Raw genomic sequence first — 21,502 nt, forward strand, 5'->3', positions numbered from 1 at the left:
AAGATTACTGATAGTAAAGACTTTATAAGCTAAGATATAACAAGCAGCGTATGTATCGTACAAACGTTGCCCAAAAGAGAATACGCATGAATGTAGTCATAGACACGGCGCAATATGAAGCAAGACGTTTGCGCCTTTTACGTAACTTAAAGACAAACGCTATTGTCATAATACCGAGTGCACAAGAGACCGTTCGCAGCAATGATACTGAATATTCATTTAGGCAAAATAGTGATTTTTATTACTTAACGGGGTTTAATGAACCAGACTGTTTTTTAGTCCTATCGAATAGTTCGACTCACGCCTCAACGCCCCACACGGCCTTGTTTTTGCGTCCAAAAGATGACTTCGCCGAGATATGGCACGGGCGCAGACTCGGCATAAGCGATGCCCCTCGGGCGCTTTTACTTGACGCCGCATACTGCGTTGACGACATAGACGAAATATTACCCGACATGCTAGACGGACACGACTATTTATATTACGCACTAGGTGACAACTTACCCTCAGATGACATTGTGCAATGCGCCATGAGCGTATGCAAGCACGCGCCTAAACAGTCAAAGCAAGCGCCTGCATCAATAGTCGATGTGAGTCGTTTTATTCATGCAATGCGCGTCATAAAGTCTCCGCAAGAAATTGCCCTAATGCAGCAAAGCGCCGACATATCATGCGCCGCTCACAAGGCCGCCATGACCTTATGCAAGCCTGGGGTATTTGAGTATCAGCTAGAGGCGACCATATTATACACTTTTGCCATGCATGGCGCTCGCCATGCTGCCTATAACAGCATAGTGGGCGGCGGTGAAAATGCGTGTATTTTGCACTATGTTGAAAACAAAGATGCCTTGGCCGACGGTGATCTTGTGTTAATTGATGCAGGCAGTGAATTTCAAGGATATGCCGCCGATATAACCCGTACTTTTCCCGTGAATGGGCGATTTAGCGAGGCCCAAAAAGAGCTTTACAACATTGTGCTGTCAACCCAGTTAAGCAGCATAAGCCAGCTTGTACCGGGTCGCACTATTGCTGAGGTGATGAAAAGCGCAGTAATTATGATCACGCAAGGTTTGCTCGACTTAGGTATACTCAAGGGTGAACTAAACACCTGTATCGAAGAGGAGGCTTACAAAGCCTACTTTATGCACGGTTTAGGGCACTACTTAGGCCTAGATGTACATGATGTGGGGAATTACAAAGAAAATGGGCATGACAGACTACTCGAAGCTGGCATGGTAATGACCGTAGAGCCGGGTATTTATGTTAGCAAAAAAGCAAATGTGCCAGAAAAGTACAAAGGCATTGGGGTAAGAATAGAAGACAATATTGTGATTACCCGCAGTGGGAATGAAGTGTTAACACGCAATGTGCCTAAACGCATTGAAGATATTGAAGCGCATATGGCGCAAAATAGTGTTAAATCACGCTAAACCGTATTAATCCTCACTAAATCTAATGACAGGACACAAGAGTTTGAGTAAAAAAGTGGTTTCACAAGCCTATTTAGCCCCCTTAAAAGGCGCTATACAATACGATGTTATCATTATTGGGGCAGGCATTGTTGGGCTAACCTTGGCTATTGGCTTGGCCAAGCAGTCGCTAAAAGTTGTGCTGGTAGACGCTGGCAAACAGCCAAAACAGCCAAAACCTATTAAAGGCGATAAAGCACCTGTATTTAACGCCAGAGTAAGCGCGATTAGTAGTGCCAGCGAAGCACTATTAAAAGATCTAGACGTATGGGATAAGATTGCGCGAATGCAGCCATACACCCACATGCATGTATGGGACACAGATGGCTTTGGTGAGATTGCATTTGATACTCACTCAGTGCCCACCATGGGTACACCCAAGCTAGCGCTAGGACATATTATTGAAAATGAGGTCATAAACGCGGCTTTGTTTGAGCAGCTTACCCATTACGCCAACGCTGACTGCTATTTTAATGCTAAAGCAAGTGACTTACATACAAACGAATCGGGTGCGTCGCTGCTCATAGAGCCAAATAAAGCAGAGGCTTTTCACGCATCGGCCAAATTGTTAGTCGGCGCCGATGGGGCCAACAGTAAGGTGCGCTCAAGCTTTGGTTTTACGCATACCTTTTGGGATTATGATCACCACGGTATTGTGGCGAACGTAAGCACGCAGTACGCTCATGGAAATACAGCGCGCCAAGCCTTTACGCCTTTTGGCCCCTTAGCTTTTTTACCGCTGAGCGATCCGCATCAGTCGTCTATAGTATTTTCGCAGCAAAGCAATCAGGCGGCAAAGTTGATGGATTTAAACGACGCGGAATTTGAAAAGGCGCTACAAGTTGCGATCAATAATCACTACGGCAGCGTTACTTTAAATACACCGCGGGTTGATTTCCCATTGCGCATGCGCTACGCCAATAAATGGACATGCAAGCACGTGGCCATAATAGGCGATGCTGCTCACACCATTCATCCATTGGCAGGACAAGGCGCTAATTTGGGCATAAGCGATGTGCTTACCCTCTTAGACATTGTGGCAAAGCACAAAGACAGTTTAGGCGAGGTAGGCATGCTGCGCAAATACGAACGCTGTCGTAAAGCTGAAGCGATGAAAGTCATTGCCACTATGGAAGGTTTTAAACGCCTCTTTGATGGAGAACAGGCATTTAAAAAACTAATTAGAAACGTAGGTTTGTTAGGCGCTAATAAACTGCCCGGCGTAAAAGCATTTTTCATCGCCCAAGCGATGGGATGATTTTTCTGTGCCCTTGGGGCGTTAAGTGTATTACCCTTTATTTATTCACCATATGAATCCCGACATTTAAATTCAGTATTAGAAAGGTAAAAAATGAAAATTAGTCGCATAGGACACCGTTATTCAGACTCGCTAAGTGGCAAAACCATAGACGTTTGGTTTGCCCGTGACAACAAACGCCACTTAAGAAGCTGTCTTGCACACAAGGTAGGTATAGTTAAAAGTGACTTTGTCACGGTAGAAATCGAGTCCTTAGACCAGCCTGCGAAAAGTGCAGAAGAGGCTTACTTGCGCTTGCACTTGCTCTCGGAATGCCAAGTAAAGCCCAATGAGCAGAACTTAGAGGGTATTTTTGGTTTGCTTAACAACGTCGCATGGACCTCAGCTGGCCCTGTATTGCCTACCCGAGTTGACGAACTTCGTAGCCTAATTGCCGACGAACACCACCAGCTTGCCGTAACATCTATCGATAAATTTCCGCGCATGACCGACTATGTTATTCCGCCGGGCGTAAGAATTGGCGATGCCGATCGCGTTAGGTTAGGCGCGCACTTGTCTTCGGGCACAACGGTGATGCATGAGGGCTTTGTTAACTTCAACGCGGGTACTCTAGGCGAGTCTATGGTGGAAGGCAGAGTTACTCCGGGCGTAGTGGTAGGAAAAAACTCTGATATTGGCGCCGGAGCATCCATTATGGGTACGCTTTCAGGCGGTGGAAAACAAATCAATTCAATTGGCGAAAGAAGCCTCGTGGGCGCTAACGCGGGTATTGGGATATCGCTGGGCGATGAGTGCATTGTTGAGGCAGGCTTATATGTAACTGCCGGTACTAAAGTCAAAACACCTGACGGTGAAGTAGTTGCAGCAAGAGCACTGTCGGGTATGTCGGGTTTGCTATTTCGTAGAAACAGCCAAACCGGTGTGGTGGAAGCTATTGTGACTGACGCATCAAAATGGGGCGGTTTGAACGACAGCTTACATAGTAACGACTAAGTTAGACTAGGCACTTTTCAGGTTTTATTGCGCTTAGCTTTTGTACTGGGTTTGGTTTTTGCTTTACTCGGTTTAGAAGGCTTGCGAGTTTTTGGGCTGTCAGCGCCTATGTCAGTGTTGCTTGCTTTGTTTGTTTTACTGGGGCGGCGGTTTTTAGAAATACTCTTTAGTAAGCTTACTCTGTCGCTCACTTCAAAGCCTTTCTTAATAACGCGTTTAATAGGCGCGCCAATAAGCGATTCAATCCGATTAACGGTGCGCTCTTCTTCTCTGCTCACAAAAGAGATGGCATTGCCTGAACTGCCCGCGCGACCGGTGCGGCCAATTCGATGCACGTAGTCTTCTGGCAAATAGGGCAGGTTGTAGTTCACTACATAGTCTAGGCCTTGAATATCGATTCCGCGTGCGGCTACTTCGGTGGCAATGAGTACTTGAAGTTTAGCTGACTTGAAATCAGCTAGCGCGCGTCGGCGAGAGCCTTGGCTCTTGTCACCGTGGCACACCGCGGCGTCAATTTTACTTTGCTTAAGGGCGGCCATTAATCGGTCCGCCTGTTCTTTGGTGCTGGTAAACACTAGCACCTGAAACCAGTTTTCTTCTCTTAGCAAGGTTTTGAACAAGTTGACTTTTTTCGACTCTTCAACCGGATACATAATGTGATTAACGGTGTACGCTGTGGAGTTGAGTTTACTCACCCTCACTTCTTTATGGTTGGTGAGTATTTTATGGCATAGCTCATTCACTGCCGCAGAGCTTGTGGCTGAATACAGCAAGGTTTGCCGCTTTTTGGCAGCGTGGCTCATAATATTGTTTACGTCGCTAATAAAGCCCATATCTAACATACGATCGGCTTCATCTAGCACAATGAATTCAGCGTTGGCTAAAGTGACATTGTTTAGCGACATATGTTCTAGCAAGCGACCTGGCGTAGCAATTAGAATGTCGGTGCCTACTTTAAGTTTGCTGGTTTGCCCGCCCATTTTTACACCGCCGTACATGGCCGTCACGCTTATATCGGTAAACTGTGCATAGCGCAGAAATGCGCCTGCAAGTTGCTCAGCTAATTCTCGCGTGGGCGTTAAAATGAGCGCGCGTGGGCTACATGAAATAGTGTCTTTAGGGGTGTCGAGTATTTGCTGCAGTATAGGCAGGGCGAACGCGGCTGTTTTTCCGGTGCCAGTTTGCGCGTGTACAAGCAAATCTTGGCCGCGTCTGGCAGGTGGTATAGTTTGTTCTTGTACCGGCGTCATGTCTACGTATGCGCAGGCGTTAATGGCTTTTTGAAGAGGCTCGGCTAAATCTAAAGTTGAAAATTTCATGGGTGTCCTGTGTAGCAGTGTTGCAACAATGTGGCAGTAATTTAGGTTTTTGATGGTATAAAAGCTAAGTTAACGGCTACTACACTCAAAAATGAATGCGCAATATACAGCATTTAAGCGGTTTTTGTGAGAATAAGTGACTCTTTTTTAAGCGCCACTCCCATATCTCACTAAATATGCCGCTGCGCCGCTTCAAGCTCGTTGTTTAGGCGATTGGCTTCATCGGCCTTTGGCTTACTAAAGCGGGCAAAGGCATAATACAGCACCGGCGTTAAGAACAGTGTGAACACGACGGCCAAACCCAAGCCACCAAACACAACCCAGCCAATAGCATTACGCGCTTCAGCGCCCGCGCCGGTTGACAATATTAACGGTAGGCCACCTAATATAGTAGACACCAAGGTCATCATAATTGGCCGAAGCCTGACTTTACCAGCTTCTATTATTGCCTCTTTAATGTCCATGCCTTTATCGCGCAGCTGGTTAGCAAATTCTACCAGCAGTATTGAGTTTTTCGCTAACAGGCCAATTAGCATGACCAAGCCAATTTGCGAGTATATATTAACCGAAGTGCCCGTGAAATATAGCGCGTATATAGCAGCGGCTATGCCAAAGGGTACGGTCAGCATAACCACAAAGGCACTGTTGAAGCTTTCAAACTGCGCCGCTAATACTAGCAGTACGATTAAAAATGCGAGTACGTAGGTAAGCATAACCTCTTGGTTGGTTTCTTGGAAGGTTTGTGCCTCACCTAAAAACACCACGCCAATCCCCGCGGGAAGTGTGTCGTTCGCTATTTGCCTTATACCGTTTACGGCTTCTTCAATACTCACTTGTGCGGACAAGTCCATTTCAAGTTCAATGGCACGACGCTGAGCATGGCGTTCAAGCTCTGCGGCAACGCCTTCTTCTGTTACATAAGCAACAGAAGACAGCGGTACAAGAGAGTCGGTATTGGAGCCTACATACAAGTTAAGTAGGCTGGAGGGGTCAAGCATATTGCGATTGTTGGTCTGTAATATGATGGGAACAGCCTGGTCGCCCACGTTTAAGTCGACTATATCGTCGCCGTTAATAGCGGCGCGAAGCACGCGCGATATATCACTAAAGGCAACACCTAGTTCTTCTGCTCTGCGTCTGTCTATATTAACGCGAAGCTGCGGCTGGTTGGGCTCATACTCTATCTCTACGCGGCCTAACTGCGGCATTTTATCTTCAATGTTTTTAGCAAAAGCGAGTGCAGCTTCGTAGATTTCTGTGTAGCTGTCGCCGGTGAGTGCCATTTCAAAGCCTCCGCCAAAGCCACGCAAGTTCAAACTATTGCCACCAAAGGCGCGACCTGGCGCCCCAGCTACCTGCGACAGCATGGGTCTAAGCTCGTCAATAATTTCTTGCTGCGAGCGTTCTCGGTCTTCCCAATTCACTAAAGGCACAGTAATAAATAAAATGTTTGGGTCCCACCTGCCCACTACGGTGTAAATTGAGGCAATCTCGCCTTGATTAATATTTGGCAGCAGCAGTTCTTCTGTTTTTAGTGCTTGACGATCCATAAAGTTCACGCCGGTGCCGTCGGGTCCGCGCGCAAATATACGCACTACGCCCCTATCTTCGGTAGGTAAAAGCTCATTTTCTAATGTGTTGAAGACAAAATACGAACCTGTGCCTATTATGAAGCACACCACCACAACGGGCACTGAAAATTTCAGTACAAAATGCAGGGCACGTTCGTAGCCATTGACGCAGGCAGTGCCAAAACGACTCAGTATGCTTGGTTTCTTTTGCTTTTCCATATCAATAGCGGGTATTTTTGCCGTAAGGGCCGGCACTAACGATAAGGCAACAAAAGACGATATAATAACACTGCCAGCTAGTACACCGCCAAACTCCCTGAACAAGCGCCCCGCTGTAGAGGGTAAAAAGGCAATAGGCACAAATACGGCGACTAATACTGCTGTGGTAGCTACTACTGCAAAAAAGACCTCGCGTGTGCCAATAACAGCTGCTGCACGAGCACCCATGCCAGCGGCGCGGCGGCGCTGAATGTTTTCTGACACCACTATGGCGTCATCCACTATAAGGCCTGTTGCAAGCACTAGCGCTAGTAAGGTCAAAATATTAATAGAAAAGCCGAAAGCCCACAGCAGCGCCAATGACCCTATAAGTGAAACAGGAATAGCTAGAGCGGGAATAAGTGTCGCCCTAAACTTCCCTATGAATACCCAAAGTGTCAAAATGACCAACACAATTGTGAACAGCAATGACTGTAATACCTCGTCTACCGAATCGCGAATAAATTCGGCGTCGTCTGAGGTTATGGTCATTTCTAGGTCGGGAAAGCGTTCGCGCAAACTTTCTACCATGCGCAATACTTCATCAGAAATTTCGATGGTATTTGAACGTGCTTGCCGAATAATGCCAAGGCCTATAACAGGGGTGCCATTTAAGCGCACGATACTGCGCAAATCAGCAGGTCCAAAATATACGTTGGCAACGTCGCCAATGCGGATGTCGCCGTCAACGACAATTTCGCGCACGTCTTGCTCGCTGATTGAGGTGGCGTCAGCGCGCACGATAAGCTGTTGATCGGTAGAGCGAATACTGCCTGCGGGCACGTCAAAGGGAGCAGTGGCAAGCGCGGCTGCTACATCAGACATAGACAGTTGAAAGCTGGTTAAGCGAAGATTGTCTACGCTTACTCGCAGCACTCGCTGGCGGTCACCGTCTAAGTTCACATCTGCTACGCCGGGTATGTTCAAAAAAAGCGGCGCTACGTCGGTCTCAACAATGTCTGTGAGGGTTTCTAAATCGTATTTTTCGCTTGAAATAGCGATGTTAACGACGCCTTGAGCGTCGTTGTCGGCCTTGATAATAGCCACTTGTTCTACTTCATCAGGCAGTCTGCGTTCAATCCTGGCAACCGACTCACGCGTTTCATTAGCGGCATCTTCAATATTGACACCGGGGCGAAACTCCACCCTAATTCGGCTGTTGCCTTCTTCACTGCTTGCATTAATCGATTTTACGCCGCTGACTCTTGCTACCGCGCCTTCTAGGCGACTAGTGACTTCTGAGTCGACTGTTTCTGGCGCTGCGCCCGGGTAATTGGCCGACACCGTAATAATAGGTCGGTCAACGTCGGGCAGTTCGCGCACTTCTAAGCCATAAAGTGCGGCGATGCCAGCAATGACAATGAGTAAATTCAATACCAGTATTAGTACTGGGCGGCGGATCGAAAGCGAGGGTAAATCATCCTTAAACAGCGAGTTTTTAAACATCAGCCTGCAGCCTCTTGTTCAGCTGAAGCGTTGCTGACATTCGCGTCTGGTAGGCCTATGTCACGAGGGTTTTGTATGTTTAACATTTGGCCATCGCGCAGGCTTTGAATGCCTTCAACTATGAGTATCTCACCGTCACTTAAATCACCTGATACGAGTATTCGACCGCGCAGGCGCTGCTGCACCGACACCTGCACCCGTTTGGATTTATTTTCGTGCGCTAGCCACACAAATGCGCCGTTTGCGCCCCACGACAAGGCTGCTTCAGGAATAGCGACATAGCGCTGGCCGCGCACGCTTAAAGTGACTCTGAAACTCATACCGGGTCGGTATTGGTCAAATTCATTTTCGAGCAAGGCGCGTACTCTTATGGTTCTGTCTTGGGTGTTTACGCGCGAATCTAATTCGGATATTTTCGCCTTAAGATTGGTATTTCTGTCGGTCCATGGCTGCAGGCTTACGTCGGGTTTTTCCATTAGATAAGCAACGGCAAGTTCAGGTGCGGCAAAGTTAACTAACAAGGATTCACGATCGTCTATGGTGGTTATTTGCGTTTGCTGTGAAATACGATCGCCCACCTCAACGTCGGTAAAGCCAACAACACCGCTAAAAGGAGCGCGCACTAAACGGTCTTCTTTATTTTCCTTGGCTTCCTCATAGGCTACCTCTGCTAATTTCAGTGTTGTTTTGGCGTCGTCTAGTTCAAGCTGGGTAACGGCGCCTTTCTCGACACTTTGCTGAACGCGGCTAAAGTTACGCTGGGCGCTTTGTAATTGAATCAGCGTGCGTTTCATGTCTATCTCTTGCAGACGGCTGTCTATGGATATTAATACATCACCTTTTTTCACCGATTGGCCAGGCACAAAGTTTACGCTAGTGACCGCGTCAGACACGCTGGGGAAAATAATTACTGAGCGCTTTGCCTGCGCGGTTCCAACTGCCTCAATATTGGTTGTTTCGTATTCAAAGCTTAAGCGTTCTACCACCACAAGTTTGGGACGATCCCCGCCAGCGCCCCATTGTGCTGATGCTTGGGGTGACAAAAGAAAAAACGCTAAGGCTAAAATAGTGCCAAATAAAGGTGACAAAAAACGTGTTGTAGACATGCTACTTCCATATTATTAACCGTTATACAAACCGGTGCTATTACGCTTACAATTGCTAGTTGTAACACTTTAGTAACGTAAAGTGATCACTTTATTAGGCTAAACAGCGAGCCAATTCGATTACATTATTTTAATCATCATTTTGCTTAGCGGTTTCAACCATTACACGAACATCTTTAAGCAATGCTTTTGCGTCGAACACAATGGCGTCTTTAAGCGTGTGTTTTACACCGCCCATGCCACGGGTGCTAGAGGGTCAAACTAGCACATGAAGAGATAAAAATCACTAAAGTTATTAGGCTAAAGTATAGGATGTATTTAAATTAATGGCGTTGCGATCCTTAATTGAGAGTGACGTATTTGTGGAGAGAGAGTTGCTGTTAAAATGTCACTGCCCTTATCTAGAAGTTCAGCGTTTTGCCACCATTCGATGTCGTATAAGATGAATAGGATTATTGTTTGCGTTTATCAATTCACTGGCAAACGAGCAGGCAATGCATCTTATAAATCAGGTGCTAGACAACTCTCCAAATGATTCAAAACTTTGGCGGCAGCTTGCGCAATTAGCGCGTAACTATTATTTGCAAGGACAAGTTGCGCTGCTGAGAAACATATCGGTGTTGGAGAACCTAATTGTTAGTGAATGAAATATAGAGCAAGCTATCGGCTAATTTTTGAAGTAACGTCGTTTCCCCTGCTTGTCTTACGCCCCGAAGAATCGTTACCCCTGTCGTGTCTCTTTGAGCCCACTTAATTTAGTTAGCGTTTGATTAATGATGAAGTTACTTAATATCTGTGTTTTCATTCTTGCATCAGCCCAAGTCATTTGGCGGGTTAATGTTTATTTTTTCTATATGATTTGATCCTTGTCCCAATATGTTAACTTGGTAGTAGATATGTAAACAGAGGTAGCAATTGGTATGCGTGCGAATAACTTAAATGAAATGGTGGGCAATACCGATCTGCTCAAAATAGAGTCATTATCAGCGCTCACCGGCTGCAATATTTACGTAAAATGCGAGTATCAGAATCCAGGCGGCTCAATCAAAGACCGAGCTGCTCTGCAGATGGTTCTAGATGCGCAAGAAAAAGGCCAATTAAAGTCAGGCATGACGATAATTGAAGGCACTGCCGGTAACACCGGTATTGGACTTGCCATTGTGGCTAAAACGCTTGGTTATAAACTCAAAGTGGTTATGCCCAAAGGCCAAATTATCGAAAAGGAACGCTTAATTCGCCTGCACGGTGCACAACTGATGTTAGTTGACCCTTGCCCATTTAAAAATCCTGCTCATTTTTATCATACCGCTAAAAGGATTGGTGAAGAAAATGCAGATCACTGGTGGGCAAATCAATTTGAAAACTTAAGTAATTATCGTGCTCACTACATCAATACAGGACCAGAGATTTGGGAACAAACTGAAGGGAAAATTGACGCCATCGTATCCGTTTGCGGCACGGGTGGAACCATTGCTGGAAATTCAGGCTATCTCAAACAGCAAAATGTTAAGGTGAAAGCATGGCTTATTGATCCCGATGGCTCTGGCATATACAACTTTTTAAAAAATAAAGAATATAAGTCGCAGGGCAGTTCATTTACCGAGGGCATCGGTATTATGCGCACCGTCGATAATTTCCGTCAGGCCAAAATAGATTATGCGGTCAATTTACCCGATGTTGATTTAATTACTGTTGCACATTATTTGGCAAAAAACGATGCTATTGTGCTTGGCAGCAGTTCTGCACTTAACGTTGCTGGAGCACTACGAGCGGCAGCGGCATCAGGTCCCGGTAAGACCATAGTTACCTTTGCTTGTGACGCAGGAGAACGTTCTTATTCAAAGCTTTACAACCCAGACTTCTTAAATGAAAAAAACTTATCTCAGCCTAACCCAGACATCAACGCTTTGTTTGAACGTTATAAAGCGCAAGCTATGAATAATGTCGTGAGCGTGTAAATGTGCGTTAAACGAAGTAGATGACTTTGTTTAACGCCCAATCCGCGCTTTTAAATAACTCGACAGGGTTTGGCAACGGTTTATTTCTATGAGTTGAACCACAGTCGATTACACTTTATTTTTATTAATCTATTTAGTGCAAGCTGTTATCTTGGTTGCGGGTAAATATGCAGTTTGTTTTTAGCTGATATATAACCGGTAATACTAGCGCGAAGATGATCAGCGCACCAGAAATAACAAATAGGTCGACTGAAATTAAGCTACCATTTATGTCTATTCTTGCCTGTATATAAATCCCTGTAAATAAAAAAATGAAAGATAAAAAAACGTACAGGCCCCATTTTCTGTTGAGAAATATACCTAATAGACACGTAGTGGAAAAAGCAAAAGCAGTTAGGCATAGAATAAGGTTCATCGCTAATCTACTATCAGTGTCACTAAGCGCGATAATCTGATTTACAAGTAAATACGCTGAACCCAAAACCAGACAAACAGATAAACAAACTAAACTAGCAATAACTGAAAGTTTCATGGTGTTTAAAAAATGGGCGTTATTTTCGCCCATACTCCTAAGGTGTTTTGTTAGTCAATAAATATAGCCAAACCAGAACCAATTAACATACCTGCACCTGCTCCTATTCCAAAAGCGGCGGCAATACCGCTAGCCGACATAGAAGTGGGTGCAAATAAGGTAACAGCTAAGGGGGCGAACCAAATTAAGCCACCACTTGTTTCATGTGTTTCAATTAACGTTAATTCTTTCATTTTTGTAATCCTTTACTGGTTGTTATCTAATCGCGTTATAAGTTGCAATACCGCTAAATGTTGCGGTAAAAACCGCTATTTCGCCATAAAGTGCGAAAGCTACAAAAAATGGCACTAGACCACCATTCACGTTGGCAAGTTCGTTTACGTTTAACGCATTCACTTTGTATTTCCTTGTGTTTGATATTTTAAGTTATTGACCATTATGCACTTTGTATTTAACAATAGTGCGTAGCGAGTTTCCATAAAGTTGTAGAACAGCTCGCTAGACAAATAGTAGTGCGTTATGTGAATATTTTCACCTGTACCTAAGTTGTGTTTATATTAAAGCCCAATCTGTATGTTTGAATTAATGTTTAAAACTCAAAGGGCCTCTAAACCCACGAGATTACACACGTAAACCTATTCTGAATATTGTAAAGTCTGAAACTGAAACTGAGTCGTAAGTATAAGTAAACCCTTGTGGCAGATTAGTTGCCGTACAAAAAATATTTAAATAAACAGGAGGCGGTAGTTATTATGTTATGCAGTATGAAAGACATTCACAGAAACTTGAACGGTCAGCTATCATGGTTTTATGGTTCGCTACTACCGTTTATTTCAAGTGCAGCCTTATCAAAGATATAGAGCGTAGTGATGTCAATATTGTTTAATTCTCCATACCGCTTCGCTTTATTGATAATAAGGGCATCAGGAAAGTCTGCCTGTTTTATTTTACCCTTTACTTTAATTGGGGCCGCGTTTACATAGTCTTTCAATGCGCACCAAACAGCTTGCGCATCTTCAAACTGAATGTTGGGTTCAGCAAATAATGCATGAATAATATCAACAATAGTTTCTTTAGAAACTTGATATCGCTTGCCTTTGAGTACCCAAACAGTCTCAGTTAAAACAACATCAGTGACTAATACTTTGTGCTCGCCGTTGATCAAAATCTTCGCTTTTGGGCTTTGTTTGTCATCATCGTCAAGCAAATAACGAAGAAGTACATTTGTATCAATAGCAATCATCAATCAATGGCACTTTGCAGTGATGCATCTTCGCTAATACTTCGATTGGCTTTAGTATTTTTTAAAATACCACTAGCTGCACCCATTGATTTTTTTACAATAGAGATAATACCTTGTCTATCTACAAAGCTGTCAACTTCGTCACCTTTATCGATATCCGCCACGGCACACAATTTGATGGGTAAAGTAATTTGTCTTTTGGCACTCACTTTCATGTTTATCACGCCTTTACTTTTCTTTGATTAGTAAAGGATAGCATATTGCTATATTCAATAAAACAGCAAAGACTATAGCCAATTAGATATGGGATTCGTAGCCACGCACGCAGTGGAAATAACAAATTAATTTAGTTGGAAATAATTTTACTACTAAGATAGCGAACATAAAACCTATTGACTTCCCTGTATTTCTTCGTACCGCAGTAGGCATGAGTACTATCGCTAAAGAGATTGCTAATTGGTAATTGCTTTGCAAAGCGGAAAGCTCTTAAATAAACCTAAGGAACGAAAAATTTCATTGTATAAATCAAAGTGTTAATTTACAGATAGTAAAGCTTTTTTCTAGCGCTTTGGTATTATTTTTTATTGAAAGGATAGTGATAATTCAGCAATTTGGTAAGGCGTTTTAATGTTGATGGCAGCAATGAGCTTAAACCTGCCTCACAAACGAGTATGAAATCTCGGTAATATGACTCTATGCGGGCTATGTCGTCAGCCTACATTAGGTTAACAACCATTTATTTAGTTCCAATCTTTAATACCAAGTTTCAAACATTAATACGATCATACGCAATCCGCGCTTTTATATAACTCGACAAGGTTTGGCTAACTTGCGGGTGCTGGGTGTCTTGGTTGATTAAGCAAATGTTTATGCGGCCTAAACTAGGCAGGCGTTTATCGCGAATAATTTCAAGTTCATCAGGTACAATTGAGCGGGCTAGGGCGGTAATGCCTAGGCCTTGTTTAATGGCAGCCATAAGGCCGTAAAAGTCGGGGTTGGTGTAGGTGATTTTCCAAGGCTGCGTTTGCTGCTTTAACTCTGCTATTACGCGGCTTCTATATACGCAGCCGTCGGGGGCTAGTACCAGTGATAAGGAATCGTTTGGTAAGCTTCGGTTAGGGTCGCCTACCCACACTAGATCGTCTTCGCGAACAATTTCAATATTGTTGTTTTCGTTGGGCATTTCGGTACTATTGTTTGAGGAATTTCCGCTGCGCCTGAGAGACGGATCATCTGGCTGCATAAGGGCTAAAATAAGATCAAACTGCGCTGACTGGTTGGCGCTTAACAAGGTTTTACTTAACGCAGAGGTTACATCTAGGGATACATCGGGATAGCGCTGAGAAAACTCACCCACAATACTGGGCAATAAAGCTGAGGCAAATTCACTTGGAATACCCAAACGCATTCGCCCGCGCAGTGTTTCACGGCTAAGCTCACGAAACACATCGTCGTTAATGGCAAGAAGCTGCTTTGCTTTGCTATATAACCATTTACCATCTTTGTTTAGTTGATAGCTTTGACCTACCTTGGTAAAGAGCTTGCGGTTTATTTGTTCTTCTAGCTTTTTGATTTGTAAGCTAATAGCAGGTTGCGAGCGTCCAAGGAGTTCGCCTGCCTTATAGAAGCTGCCAACTTCAACAATGGTGACCAAGGTGCGTAGTACGGTTAATGAAAGTTGTTTCATGAATAGACCTGCGTTTTCCCCGCTTTTGTGCATAATGAAAGCTGCGCCATCTCGACAGCAGCCAGTAAACACGCCACTACATAGGTATTAGTTAAGCTAATCCCTAAAGGTTAATATATAAGAAATGCTAATGTAAGTATTAAATTTTTTAATTTGTTACCTTTTGCCAAGATACTTATACTATTAACATACAAATAACATGGATGACGTAATATGAATACCACTGTACTGCATAGCGCACACATTGCGGCTGGCGCAAAAATGGTCGACTTTTTTGGTTGGGATATGCCAATAAACTACGGCTCACAAATTGAAGAGCACCATGGCGTGCGCAAAGACGCCGGTATGTTTGACGTGTCGCACATGACCATAGTAGATGTAACAGGCCCACAGGCAAAAGATTATTTACGCTATTTGCTGGCGAACGACGTTGCCAAACTTACCGAAAAAGGCAAAGCCCTTTACAGTGGTATGATCAACGAAAGCGGCGGCGTAGTAGACGATCTCATTGTGTATTATTTTGATGAAACCAACTATCGTCTAGTGGTAAATTCAGCCACCAAAGAAAAAGACATAAACTGGTTAAACAAAGTAGCCGCTCCTTTCGACGTAAACGTAAAAGAACAAACCGCATTTGCAATGATAGCTGTACAGGGCCCACATGCGAAAGAAAAATCAGCGACCTTATTCACCGAAGCGCAAAAAGAAGCGGTAGCCGGCATGAAGCCGTTCTTTGGTGTGCAGGCTGAAGACTTATTCATTGCCACCACAGGCTACACGGGTGAAACCGGCTATGAAATAATGGTGCCAAAAGCACGCGCAATAGAGTTTTGGAATGGTTTATTAGCCGCAGGCGTTGTACCTTGTGGACTGGGCGCGCGCGACACTTTGCGTTTAGAAGCCGGCATGAACTTATACGGCCAAGACATGGATGAAACCGTGTCCCCCTTGGCTGCCAATATGGGCTGGACCATTTCATGGGAACCCAAAGAACGCGACTTTATGGGCCGTTTGGCGCTAGAAAATCAAAAAGCCGAAGGCACCCAAAAAGCCGTTGGTTTAGTATTTAGAGACAAAGGTGTACTGCGCGCTGGCCTAACCGTAAAAACAGCCGACGGTGAAGGCAAAATAACCTCGGGCACATTTTCACCTACCTTAGGCCACAGCATTGCATTGGCCAGAATTCCTACAGGCGACGGCGCGGCCGTTGGCAGTATAGTGCAAGTTGAAATGCGTAAAAAATGGGTAGATGTAGAAATAGTCAAACCCAGTTTTGTGCGCAATGGAAAAAGCGTACTGTAAAATTCCGTATTAATTATTAACTATTGATAAGTTAATATTACAAACATAGTCAACAATAACCACAACTTTTAGGAAAGATTATGAGCAATGTACCAAACAATTTACGTTATGCAAGCACCCATGAATGGGTCCGTACCGACGGCAATGGCGTATTCACTGTAGGCATTACTGAACACGCACAAGACCTGCTTGGCGACATGGTATTTTTAGATTTACCCGACGTAGGCGACGGTGTTACTACTGGCGAAGACTGTGCGGTTGCAGAGTCGGTTAAAGCCGCATCTGATGTTTATGCCCCGCTTACTGGCGAAATTATAGAAGTAAATGAAGAACTAGAGAACTCGCCTGAACTGGTCAACTCAGACCCTTTTGGCGAAGGCTGGTTATTTAAGATGAAAGCGGAAGATCCAGAAGAAGTTGAAGGCTTGCTTGATGCCGAAGCTTACGCTGGCATTATTGAAGACGAGTAAATAATACCTGAATAAGGTATGTCTAAAAGGCTAATAAAAGCCTCATTAGGCCTTATTCGACACTAACGATAGTAGATTCTGCTGCCTACTGATATGCGAGCAGCCGAATTTGTTTTCTTTAAAAAAAGGTTAATGATATATGAATATTGGTACTAAAGTAGTCGCGCCGGCCACCCTGTCGGAACTTGAAAATCAAAATGAATTTGTGCGCCGTCACATAGGCCCCGGCCAGCAAGAAATTGACGACATGCTAGACGCAGTAGGTGCCGATTCACTAGACGATTTAATGCAGCAAACCGTGCCAGCGGGTATTCGCTCAAAAGCCCTAAATGTGGGTGAAGCACAGCGAGAAGATGTTGCCCTAGCTGAACTTAAAACCATTGCCAAACAAAACAAAATTTTTCGCAGCTACATTGGTATGGGTTATTCAAACACTTTTACGCCCAACGTAATATTACGCAACGTGCTAGAAAATCCAGGTTGGTATACCGCATACACTCCTTATCAGCCAGAAATTGCACAAGGCCGTTTGCAGGCTATCTTAAATTTTCAGCAAACGACGATAGATTTAACCGGCTTGCCCTTAGCGTCGGCCTCGTTACTTGACGAAGCAACTGCGGCAGCCGAAGCAATGGCACTTGCCAAACGCGTGTCGAAGAACAAAGGCGCAAACGCGTTTTTTATTGCCAACGACGTGCATCCACAGACTAAAGACGTGCTTAAAACCCGCGCCGATATGTTTGGTTTTGAACTGATATATGGCGATGTTAGCGAAGCCACCCAAGCAAACGTGTTTGGCGCATTGCTACAATACCCCACCAGCACTGGCGAACTAGTCGATATTCGTGAAGTGATAGCGGGCGTCCAGGCTAATAAAGGTATTGTGGCAGTAGCAACCGACCTGCTGTCGTTAACTTTAATTACACCCCCGGGTGAGCTAGGCGCCGATGTAGCGTTAGGCAGCGCCCAACGCTTTGGTGTGCCAATGGGCTATGGTGGTCCACACGCCGCATTTTTCGCCACGCGCGATGCATATAAGCGTTCATTGCCAGGCCGTATTATTGGCGTGTCGAAAGATTCGCGCGGTAAAGTAGCCTTGCGTATGGCCTTGCAAACACGTGAGCAGCATATTCGCCGTGAAAAAGCTAATTCAAATATTTGTACTGCACAGGTGTTATTGGCCAATATGGCAAGCTTTTACGCTGTGTATCATGGCCCTGAAGGCTTAAAGTCCATTGCTGGTCGTATTCACCGTTTAGCTGATATTTTAGCCGCAGGTTTAACGCAAAAAGGCCTTAAGCTTGCACACACAACTTACTTTGACACCTTGTGTGTAAACGTTTCAAACAAAGACGCGGTAGTTGCGGCTGCACTTAAAAAAGAAATGAACCTGCGCACTGATTTAGCGGGTCAAGTAGGCATTTCAGTTGATGAAACCACCACGCGTAAAGACATAGCCGATTTGTTTGACGTGCTCTTAGGTGAAGGCCATGGCTTGAACGTTGCACAACTAGATGCACACATTATAGCCAACGGCAGCGAGTCCATTCCTGCAACATTAGCGCGTACCACCGACTTTATGACGCACCCTGTATTTAACCGCTATCATTCTGAAACCGAAATGCTGCGTTATATAAAAAGTTTAGAGAATAAAGATTTAGCTCTTAATCACTCTATGATTTCACTAGGCTCATGCACAATGAAGCTAAACGCAACCGCAGAGATGATACCAGTAACGTGGCCAGAATTTGGTCAAATACATCCTTTTGCGCCCCTTGATCAAGCCAAAGGCTACACCCAAATGCTTGACCAATTAAGCGAGTGGTTAATTGACATTACTGGCTACGATGCACTTTCTATGCAGCCAAACTCTGGCGCACAAGGTGAATATGCAGGCTTGTTAGCGATTCAGCGCTACCATGCTAGCCGTGGCGAAAGTCATAGAAATATTTGTTTAATCCCGCAGTCGGCACACGGCACTAATCCAGCGTCTGCTCAAATGGTTAGCTTGAAAGTGGTAGTGGTAAACTGCGATTCAAAAGGCAACGTTGATTTAGCTGATTTGCGCGCAAAAGCCGAAGAAGTGAAAGATAACTTGGCTTGTGCCATGATTACTTACCCCTCTACACACGGTGTGTATGAAGAAGCCGTGCGCGAAATATGCGACATAGTGCACGAAAACGGCGGCCAGGTTTATATGGACGGCGCTAATATGAATGCACAAGTGGGCATTACCTCACCGGGCCTTATTGGCAGCGATGTGTCGCACTTAAACTTACACAAAACTTTCTGCATTCCGCACGGCGGCGGTGGCCCAGGAATGGGTCCAATAGGCGTGAAATCACACCTTGCCCCATTCTTGCCAAGCCATAGCTTGTTCACCTTAAAAGCTGCCGGTACGAATGACGACTTAGGCACGAACAGCGCTGTTTCAGCCGCGCCGTGGGGCAGTGCCTCTATACTGCCTATTAGCTACATGTACATAAAAATGATGGGCAGCGACGGCCTTAAAAAAGCAACCGAAGTGGCTATTCTAAGTGCCAACTACATTGCTAAGAAGCTAGAAGGGCACTATCCAATATTGTATACCGGCCGAAATGACCGCATAGCGCACGAGTGTATTATTGACCTGCGCCCGTTAAAAGAAGCCAGTGGTGTGACTGAAGTTGATATTGCCAAGCGCTTAAATGACTACGGTTTTCATGCGCCTACTATGAGCTTCCCAGTGGCGGGTACGCTTATGATAGAGCCGACCGAGTCGGAAGCGAAAGCCGAGCTAGACAGATTTATAGAGGCGATGGTGTGTATTCGTCAAGAAATAGCGAAAGTGGAAAGTGGCGAGTGGGATGCTATTGACAATCCACTGCATAACGCGCCGCATACGCTTGCTGATATGATTGATGAGAAGTGGGATAGAAGCTATTCTCGCCAAGTCGGTGCGTATCCTGTGCCTGCGGTGGCAGCTGATAAGTTTTGGCCTACTGTGAATAGGATTGATGATGTGTTTGGTGATAGGAACTTGATTTGTAGTTGTCCGGATTTGGATAGTTATAGGGAGTTTGCTGAGTAATTGTCAGTTTCGAATGAAGTTTGTGAACGTTAAATAAAGTTTGTGAATTAAATGAAGTTTGTGAAAAGGGCCGGAAGGCCCTTTTTTATTGGTATCTCGGAGCTTCTAATATGAGCGATCAAGTGTATTTCGTTTCAAACTGAAATATGACATTACTTTCTCTATAAATTGATAGTTCCTCACAACGAGTTTATTTATTGGTGACTGCCCTTCTAATATTTGTTAAAAGCTCTAAGGCGATAAAGAATAATGAGCCAAGACAAGTAGTGTTACATTTTGCGGCTAGGATCCTATTCTAATCTGCTTTAATCGGTCTTAATCCTACTAGAAAGTATACATAAGTATTGCTATATGTCATATTACTTGCAGCAATAAAACTACGTTAAATATGGCATTTAAATGAGCGAAAGATGGCTTTCCGTTGAAGAAATAGCAATTCATCTCGGTGTGAGTAAAGACACTATCTATGCGTGGAGAGAGAAAAAAGGGCTGCCTGCTCATAGGATCGGTCGACTTTGGAAATTCAAAGCAAAAGAAGTAGATGATTGAGTGATAAATGGAAGTGCTTCCGATTCATCGCAAGGGGGTAGCATATGAGTGATATCAAACAAAAACTGTCTCTTACACTAAGGCCAGCGATGATTCATGAAAACCTAATTATTGCGGAAGAATACAATAAATTTAAAGATTGGACCTTGGTTCGTGATGAAGTTTTAGGTAACAATCTTTTACAAGCCAGAACAGAAAGTACCTTAAAAACGTTTTACGGTGAAGTATCTAAACGACTCAAAAATTTGACTGATGATGAATTAGCTTTAATGACTGAATCTGACGCAGATGTTAAGCATTTGGTCTGGCTAGCAATTTGTCGTCAATATTTATTTACTTATCAATTTGCTGTTGAGATTTTATCTGAATACTTTGATAAAAGTCGATTTCAGCTCTACTCAGAAGATTACGATGCTTTTTTGAATGCGAAAGCTGAGTGGCACAAAAATTTAGATAGTATCACTACAAACTCTAGATATAAGTCACAACAAACCATGTTTAAAACGCTGGTCGAGTGCGGTTTAATAACTAAAAGTAAAGAGATATTACATCAGCACCTTTCTCCAAAACTTCAAGGGCTTATTATGCAGACCAATGCTGATGATTTGAGAATATTTCCGAGGGTTTTTAGTTAACATGGCTGGAAAGTTTAATAGTGTTTTAACTAAAGCTAATCTTCGCGATGCATATGCACATTTGACGGACGTGCTTGCAAGTGATCCTTTCCGTAAAATGGAAGGGTTGAACGGTGATATTCCTTTCCACATCTGCCCATTTGAGCCATCACTCCAAAATGACGTTAATTTACTCGTTAAGCAGATAAAAAATTATCTGATTGATGCACAAGTTAGCGTATTAGAAATTAATTTATACGACTTAGTAATAGAATTATGTAAAGAAGAAGATGATTGGGATTGGCTGTTAGAAAACGAAGCCACAATGAGTAAACAAGAGTTTAAAGAAGAAATTCAAGGAATTATTGATACTAAAGCTATCCTGATTCCGGCCATTGTTAATAAAATGTCAGAAAACAAATTCGATATTTTAATAATAACCGGGGTTGGTGAAGTTTATCCATATATTAGATCAAGTAACCTTCTTGAAAACCTTCAAATCAAAGCCAAAGAAAAACCTACATTAATGTTTTACCCCGGACAATATAAGCACTCAGCTGAAAAAGGGACTTCTCTCGTTTTATTTGGGACTTTAGAAGATGATAAATATTACCGAGCGTTCAACATTTTAGATCGAGCTATATAAGGATTAAGCTG

Annotated in this window: 19 protein-coding genes; 11 read left to right on the top strand and 8 right to left on the bottom strand. The window is 44.0% G+C overall.

Features of this window, described 5'->3' with window-relative positions; genetic code table 11:
- Nucleotides 1-86: 86 nt before the first annotated feature.
- The 3 genes from pepP (at nucleotide 87) to GPUN_RS10715 (ending at nucleotide 3,720) form a co-directional block, all read left to right on the top strand.
- A complete protein-coding gene (pepP, locus tag GPUN_RS10705) occupies nucleotides 87-1,430 on the top strand; it encodes a Xaa-Pro aminopeptidase (RefSeq protein ID WP_006006552.1) in 1,344 nt (447 codons plus the stop codon).
- Nucleotides 1,431-1,473: 43 nt separating this feature from the next.
- The gene (locus tag GPUN_RS10710) at nucleotides 1,474-2,727 is read left to right on the top strand and encodes a UbiH/UbiF/VisC/COQ6 family ubiquinone biosynthesis hydroxylase (RefSeq protein ID WP_006006553.1); all 1,254 of its coding nucleotides are present in this window, start codon (nucleotides 1,474-1,476) and stop codon (nucleotides 2,725-2,727) included.
- A 93-nt stretch (nucleotides 2,728-2,820) separates the two neighbouring features.
- On the top strand, nucleotides 2,821-3,720 hold the full coding sequence (locus GPUN_RS10715; protein ID WP_006006554.1) for a DapH/DapD/GlmU-related protein: 900 nt from the start codon (nucleotides 2,821-2,823) through the stop codon (nucleotides 3,718-3,720).
- 17 nt (nucleotides 3,721-3,737) lie between these two features.
- On the opposite strand, the gene GPUN_RS10720 is transcribed toward GPUN_RS10715, so the two are convergent.
- From GPUN_RS10720 to GPUN_RS10730, 3 genes are all read right to left on the bottom strand, one after another.
- Complete coding sequence (locus GPUN_RS10720) at nucleotides 3,738-5,039, bottom strand: DEAD/DEAH box helicase (RefSeq protein ID WP_006006555.1); 1,302 nt, start codon at nucleotides 5,037-5,039, stop codon at nucleotides 3,738-3,740.
- Between the two features lie 170 nt (nucleotides 5,040-5,209).
- Nucleotides 5,210-8,314 (bottom strand): efflux RND transporter permease subunit, encoded by a 3,105-nt coding sequence (locus GPUN_RS10725; RefSeq protein ID WP_006006556.1) that lies wholly within the window; start codon nucleotides 8,312-8,314, stop codon nucleotides 5,210-5,212.
- On the bottom strand, nucleotides 8,314-9,420 hold the full coding sequence (locus GPUN_RS10730) for an efflux RND transporter periplasmic adaptor subunit (RefSeq protein ID WP_006006558.1): 1,107 nt from the start codon (nucleotides 9,418-9,420) through the stop codon (nucleotides 8,314-8,316). Before GPUN_RS10730 ends, GPUN_RS10725 begins: the two co-directional genes overlap by 1 nt.
- Nucleotides 9,421-9,914: 494 nt before the next feature.
- On the opposite strand from GPUN_RS10730, the gene GPUN_RS14385 reads away from it, so the two are divergent.
- Both GPUN_RS14385 and GPUN_RS10740 read left to right on the top strand, forming a co-directional pair.
- Complete coding sequence (locus GPUN_RS14385; protein ID WP_158309274.1) at nucleotides 9,915-10,067, top strand: hypothetical protein; 153 nt, start codon at nucleotides 9,915-9,917, stop codon at nucleotides 10,065-10,067.
- A gap of 273 nt (nucleotides 10,068-10,340) precedes the next feature.
- Entirely contained in the window at nucleotides 10,341-11,378 is a 1,038-nt protein-coding gene (locus GPUN_RS10740; protein ID WP_006006563.1) for a cysteine synthase A, read from the top strand.
- A 582-nt stretch (nucleotides 11,379-11,960) separates the two neighbouring features.
- On the opposite strand, the gene GPUN_RS10750 is transcribed toward GPUN_RS10740, so the two are convergent.
- From GPUN_RS10750 to GPUN_RS10765, 5 genes are all read right to left on the bottom strand, one after another.
- The gene (locus tag GPUN_RS10750) at nucleotides 11,961-12,143 is read right to left on the bottom strand and encodes a hypothetical protein (protein WP_006006567.1); all 183 of its coding nucleotides are present in this window, start codon (nucleotides 12,141-12,143) and stop codon (nucleotides 11,961-11,963) included.
- 22 nt (nucleotides 12,144-12,165) lie between these two features.
- The gene (locus GPUN_RS14015) at nucleotides 12,166-12,306 is read right to left on the bottom strand and encodes a class IIb bacteriocin, lactobin A/cerein 7B family (protein ID WP_006006569.1); all 141 of its coding nucleotides are present in this window, start codon (nucleotides 12,304-12,306) and stop codon (nucleotides 12,166-12,168) included.
- A gap of 412 nt (nucleotides 12,307-12,718) precedes the next feature.
- Nucleotides 12,719-13,153, bottom strand: a complete 435-nt coding sequence (locus GPUN_RS10755) for a type II toxin-antitoxin system VapC family toxin (protein ID WP_006006571.1) — start codon at nucleotides 13,151-13,153, stop codon at nucleotides 12,719-12,721.
- Nucleotides 13,153-13,368: an AbrB/MazE/SpoVT family DNA-binding domain-containing protein gene (locus GPUN_RS10760; RefSeq protein WP_006006573.1), complete on the bottom strand. Its 216-nt coding sequence runs from the start codon at nucleotides 13,366-13,368 to the stop codon at nucleotides 13,153-13,155. Before GPUN_RS10760 ends, GPUN_RS10755 begins: the two co-directional genes overlap by 1 nt.
- Nucleotides 13,369-13,919: 551 nt before the next feature.
- On the bottom strand, nucleotides 13,920-14,840 hold the full coding sequence (locus tag GPUN_RS10765; RefSeq protein ID WP_040520989.1) for a LysR family transcriptional regulator: 921 nt from the start codon (nucleotides 14,838-14,840) through the stop codon (nucleotides 13,920-13,922).
- 213 nt (nucleotides 14,841-15,053) lie between these two features.
- On the opposite strand from GPUN_RS10765, the gene gcvT reads away from it, so the two are divergent.
- The 6 genes from gcvT to GPUN_RS10795 all read left to right on the top strand — a co-directional run bounded on the left by gcvT (nucleotide 15,054) and on the right by GPUN_RS10795 (nucleotide 21,491).
- Nucleotides 15,054-16,142 carry a glycine cleavage system aminomethyltransferase GcvT gene (gene gcvT, locus GPUN_RS10770; protein ID WP_006006577.1) on the top strand — a complete coding sequence of 363 codons (1,089 nt, stop codon included), beginning with the start codon at nucleotides 15,054-15,056 and terminating at the stop codon, nucleotides 16,140-16,142.
- Nucleotides 16,143-16,222: 80 nt separating this feature from the next.
- Nucleotides 16,223-16,612 carry a glycine cleavage system protein GcvH gene (gcvH, locus tag GPUN_RS10775; RefSeq protein ID WP_006006578.1) on the top strand — a complete coding sequence of 130 codons (390 nt, stop codon included), beginning with the start codon at nucleotides 16,223-16,225 and terminating at the stop codon, nucleotides 16,610-16,612.
- A 139-nt stretch (nucleotides 16,613-16,751) separates the two neighbouring features.
- Nucleotides 16,752-19,682 (top strand): aminomethyl-transferring glycine dehydrogenase, encoded by a 2,931-nt coding sequence (gcvP, locus tag GPUN_RS10780; protein ID WP_006006580.1) that lies wholly within the window; start codon nucleotides 16,752-16,754, stop codon nucleotides 19,680-19,682.
- 399 nt (nucleotides 19,683-20,081) lie between these two features.
- A complete protein-coding gene (locus GPUN_RS10785; protein ID WP_006006582.1) occupies nucleotides 20,082-20,231 on the top strand; it encodes a helix-turn-helix domain-containing protein in 150 nt (49 codons plus the stop codon).
- 44 nt (nucleotides 20,232-20,275) lie between these two features.
- Nucleotides 20,276-20,866: a DUF1819 family protein gene (locus tag GPUN_RS10790; protein ID WP_040520952.1), complete on the top strand. Its 591-nt coding sequence runs from the start codon at nucleotides 20,276-20,278 to the stop codon at nucleotides 20,864-20,866.
- 1 nt (nucleotide 20,867) lies between these two features.
- On the top strand, nucleotides 20,868-21,491 hold the full coding sequence (locus tag GPUN_RS10795; RefSeq protein WP_006006587.1) for a DUF1788 domain-containing protein: 624 nt from the start codon (nucleotides 20,868-20,870) through the stop codon (nucleotides 21,489-21,491).
- Nucleotides 21,492-21,502: the final 11 nt, after the last annotated feature.

The sequence above is a fragment of the Glaciecola punicea ACAM 611 genome, from assembly GCF_000252165.1.
Taxonomy (GTDB): domain Bacteria; phylum Pseudomonadota; class Gammaproteobacteria; order Enterobacterales; family Alteromonadaceae; genus Glaciecola; species Glaciecola punicea.

Bases quoted from the DNA above. Each gene is read 5' to 3' on its own strand.
- gcvP (WP_006006580.1), top strand. From the start codon at position 16,752: ATGAATATTGGTACTAAAGTAGTCGCGCCGGCCACCCTGTCGGAACTT.
- GPUN_RS10725 (WP_006006556.1), bottom strand. From the start codon at position 8,314: ATGTTTAAAAACTCGCTGTTTAAGGATGATTTACCCTCGCTTTCGATC.
- GPUN_RS10740 (WP_006006563.1), top strand. From the start codon at position 10,341: ATGCGTGCGAATAACTTAAATGAAATGGTGGGCAATACCGATCTGCTC.
- GPUN_RS10730 (WP_006006558.1), bottom strand. From the start codon at position 9,420: ATGTCTACAACACGTTTTTTGTCACCTTTATTTGGCACTATTTTAGCC.
- pepP (WP_006006552.1), top strand. From the start codon at position 87: ATGAATGTAGTCATAGACACGGCGCAATATGAAGCAAGACGTTTGCGC.
- GPUN_RS10790 (WP_040520952.1), top strand. From the start codon at position 20,276: ATGAGTGATATCAAACAAAAACTGTCTCTTACACTAAGGCCAGCGATG.
- GPUN_RS10720 (WP_006006555.1), bottom strand. From the start codon at position 5,039: ATGAAATTTTCAACTTTAGATTTAGCCGAGCCTCTTCAAAAAGCCATT.
- GPUN_RS10765 (WP_040520989.1), bottom strand. From the start codon at position 14,840: ATGAAACAACTTTCATTAACCGTACTACGCACCTTGGTCACCATTGTT.
- GPUN_RS10795 (WP_006006587.1), top strand. From the start codon at position 20,868: ATGGCTGGAAAGTTTAATAGTGTTTTAACTAAAGCTAATCTTCGCGAT.
- gcvH (WP_006006578.1), top strand. From the start codon at position 16,223: ATGAGCAATGTACCAAACAATTTACGTTATGCAAGCACCCATGAATGG.
- GPUN_RS10750 (WP_006006567.1), bottom strand. From the start codon at position 12,143: ATGAAAGAATTAACGTTAATTGAAACACATGAAACAAGTGGTGGCTTA.
- GPUN_RS10785 (WP_006006582.1), top strand. From the start codon at position 20,082: ATGAGCGAAAGATGGCTTTCCGTTGAAGAAATAGCAATTCATCTCGGT.
- gcvT (WP_006006577.1), top strand. From the start codon at position 15,054: ATGAATACCACTGTACTGCATAGCGCACACATTGCGGCTGGCGCAAAA.
- GPUN_RS10755 (WP_006006571.1), bottom strand. From the start codon at position 13,153: ATGATTGCTATTGATACAAATGTACTTCTTCGTTATTTGCTTGACGAT.
- GPUN_RS10760 (WP_006006573.1), bottom strand. From the start codon at position 13,368: ATGAAAGTGAGTGCCAAAAGACAAATTACTTTACCCATCAAATTGTGT.
- GPUN_RS14385 (WP_158309274.1), top strand. From the start codon at position 9,915: ATGCATCTTATAAATCAGGTGCTAGACAACTCTCCAAATGATTCAAAA.
- GPUN_RS10715 (WP_006006554.1), top strand. From the start codon at position 2,821: ATGAAAATTAGTCGCATAGGACACCGTTATTCAGACTCGCTAAGTGGC.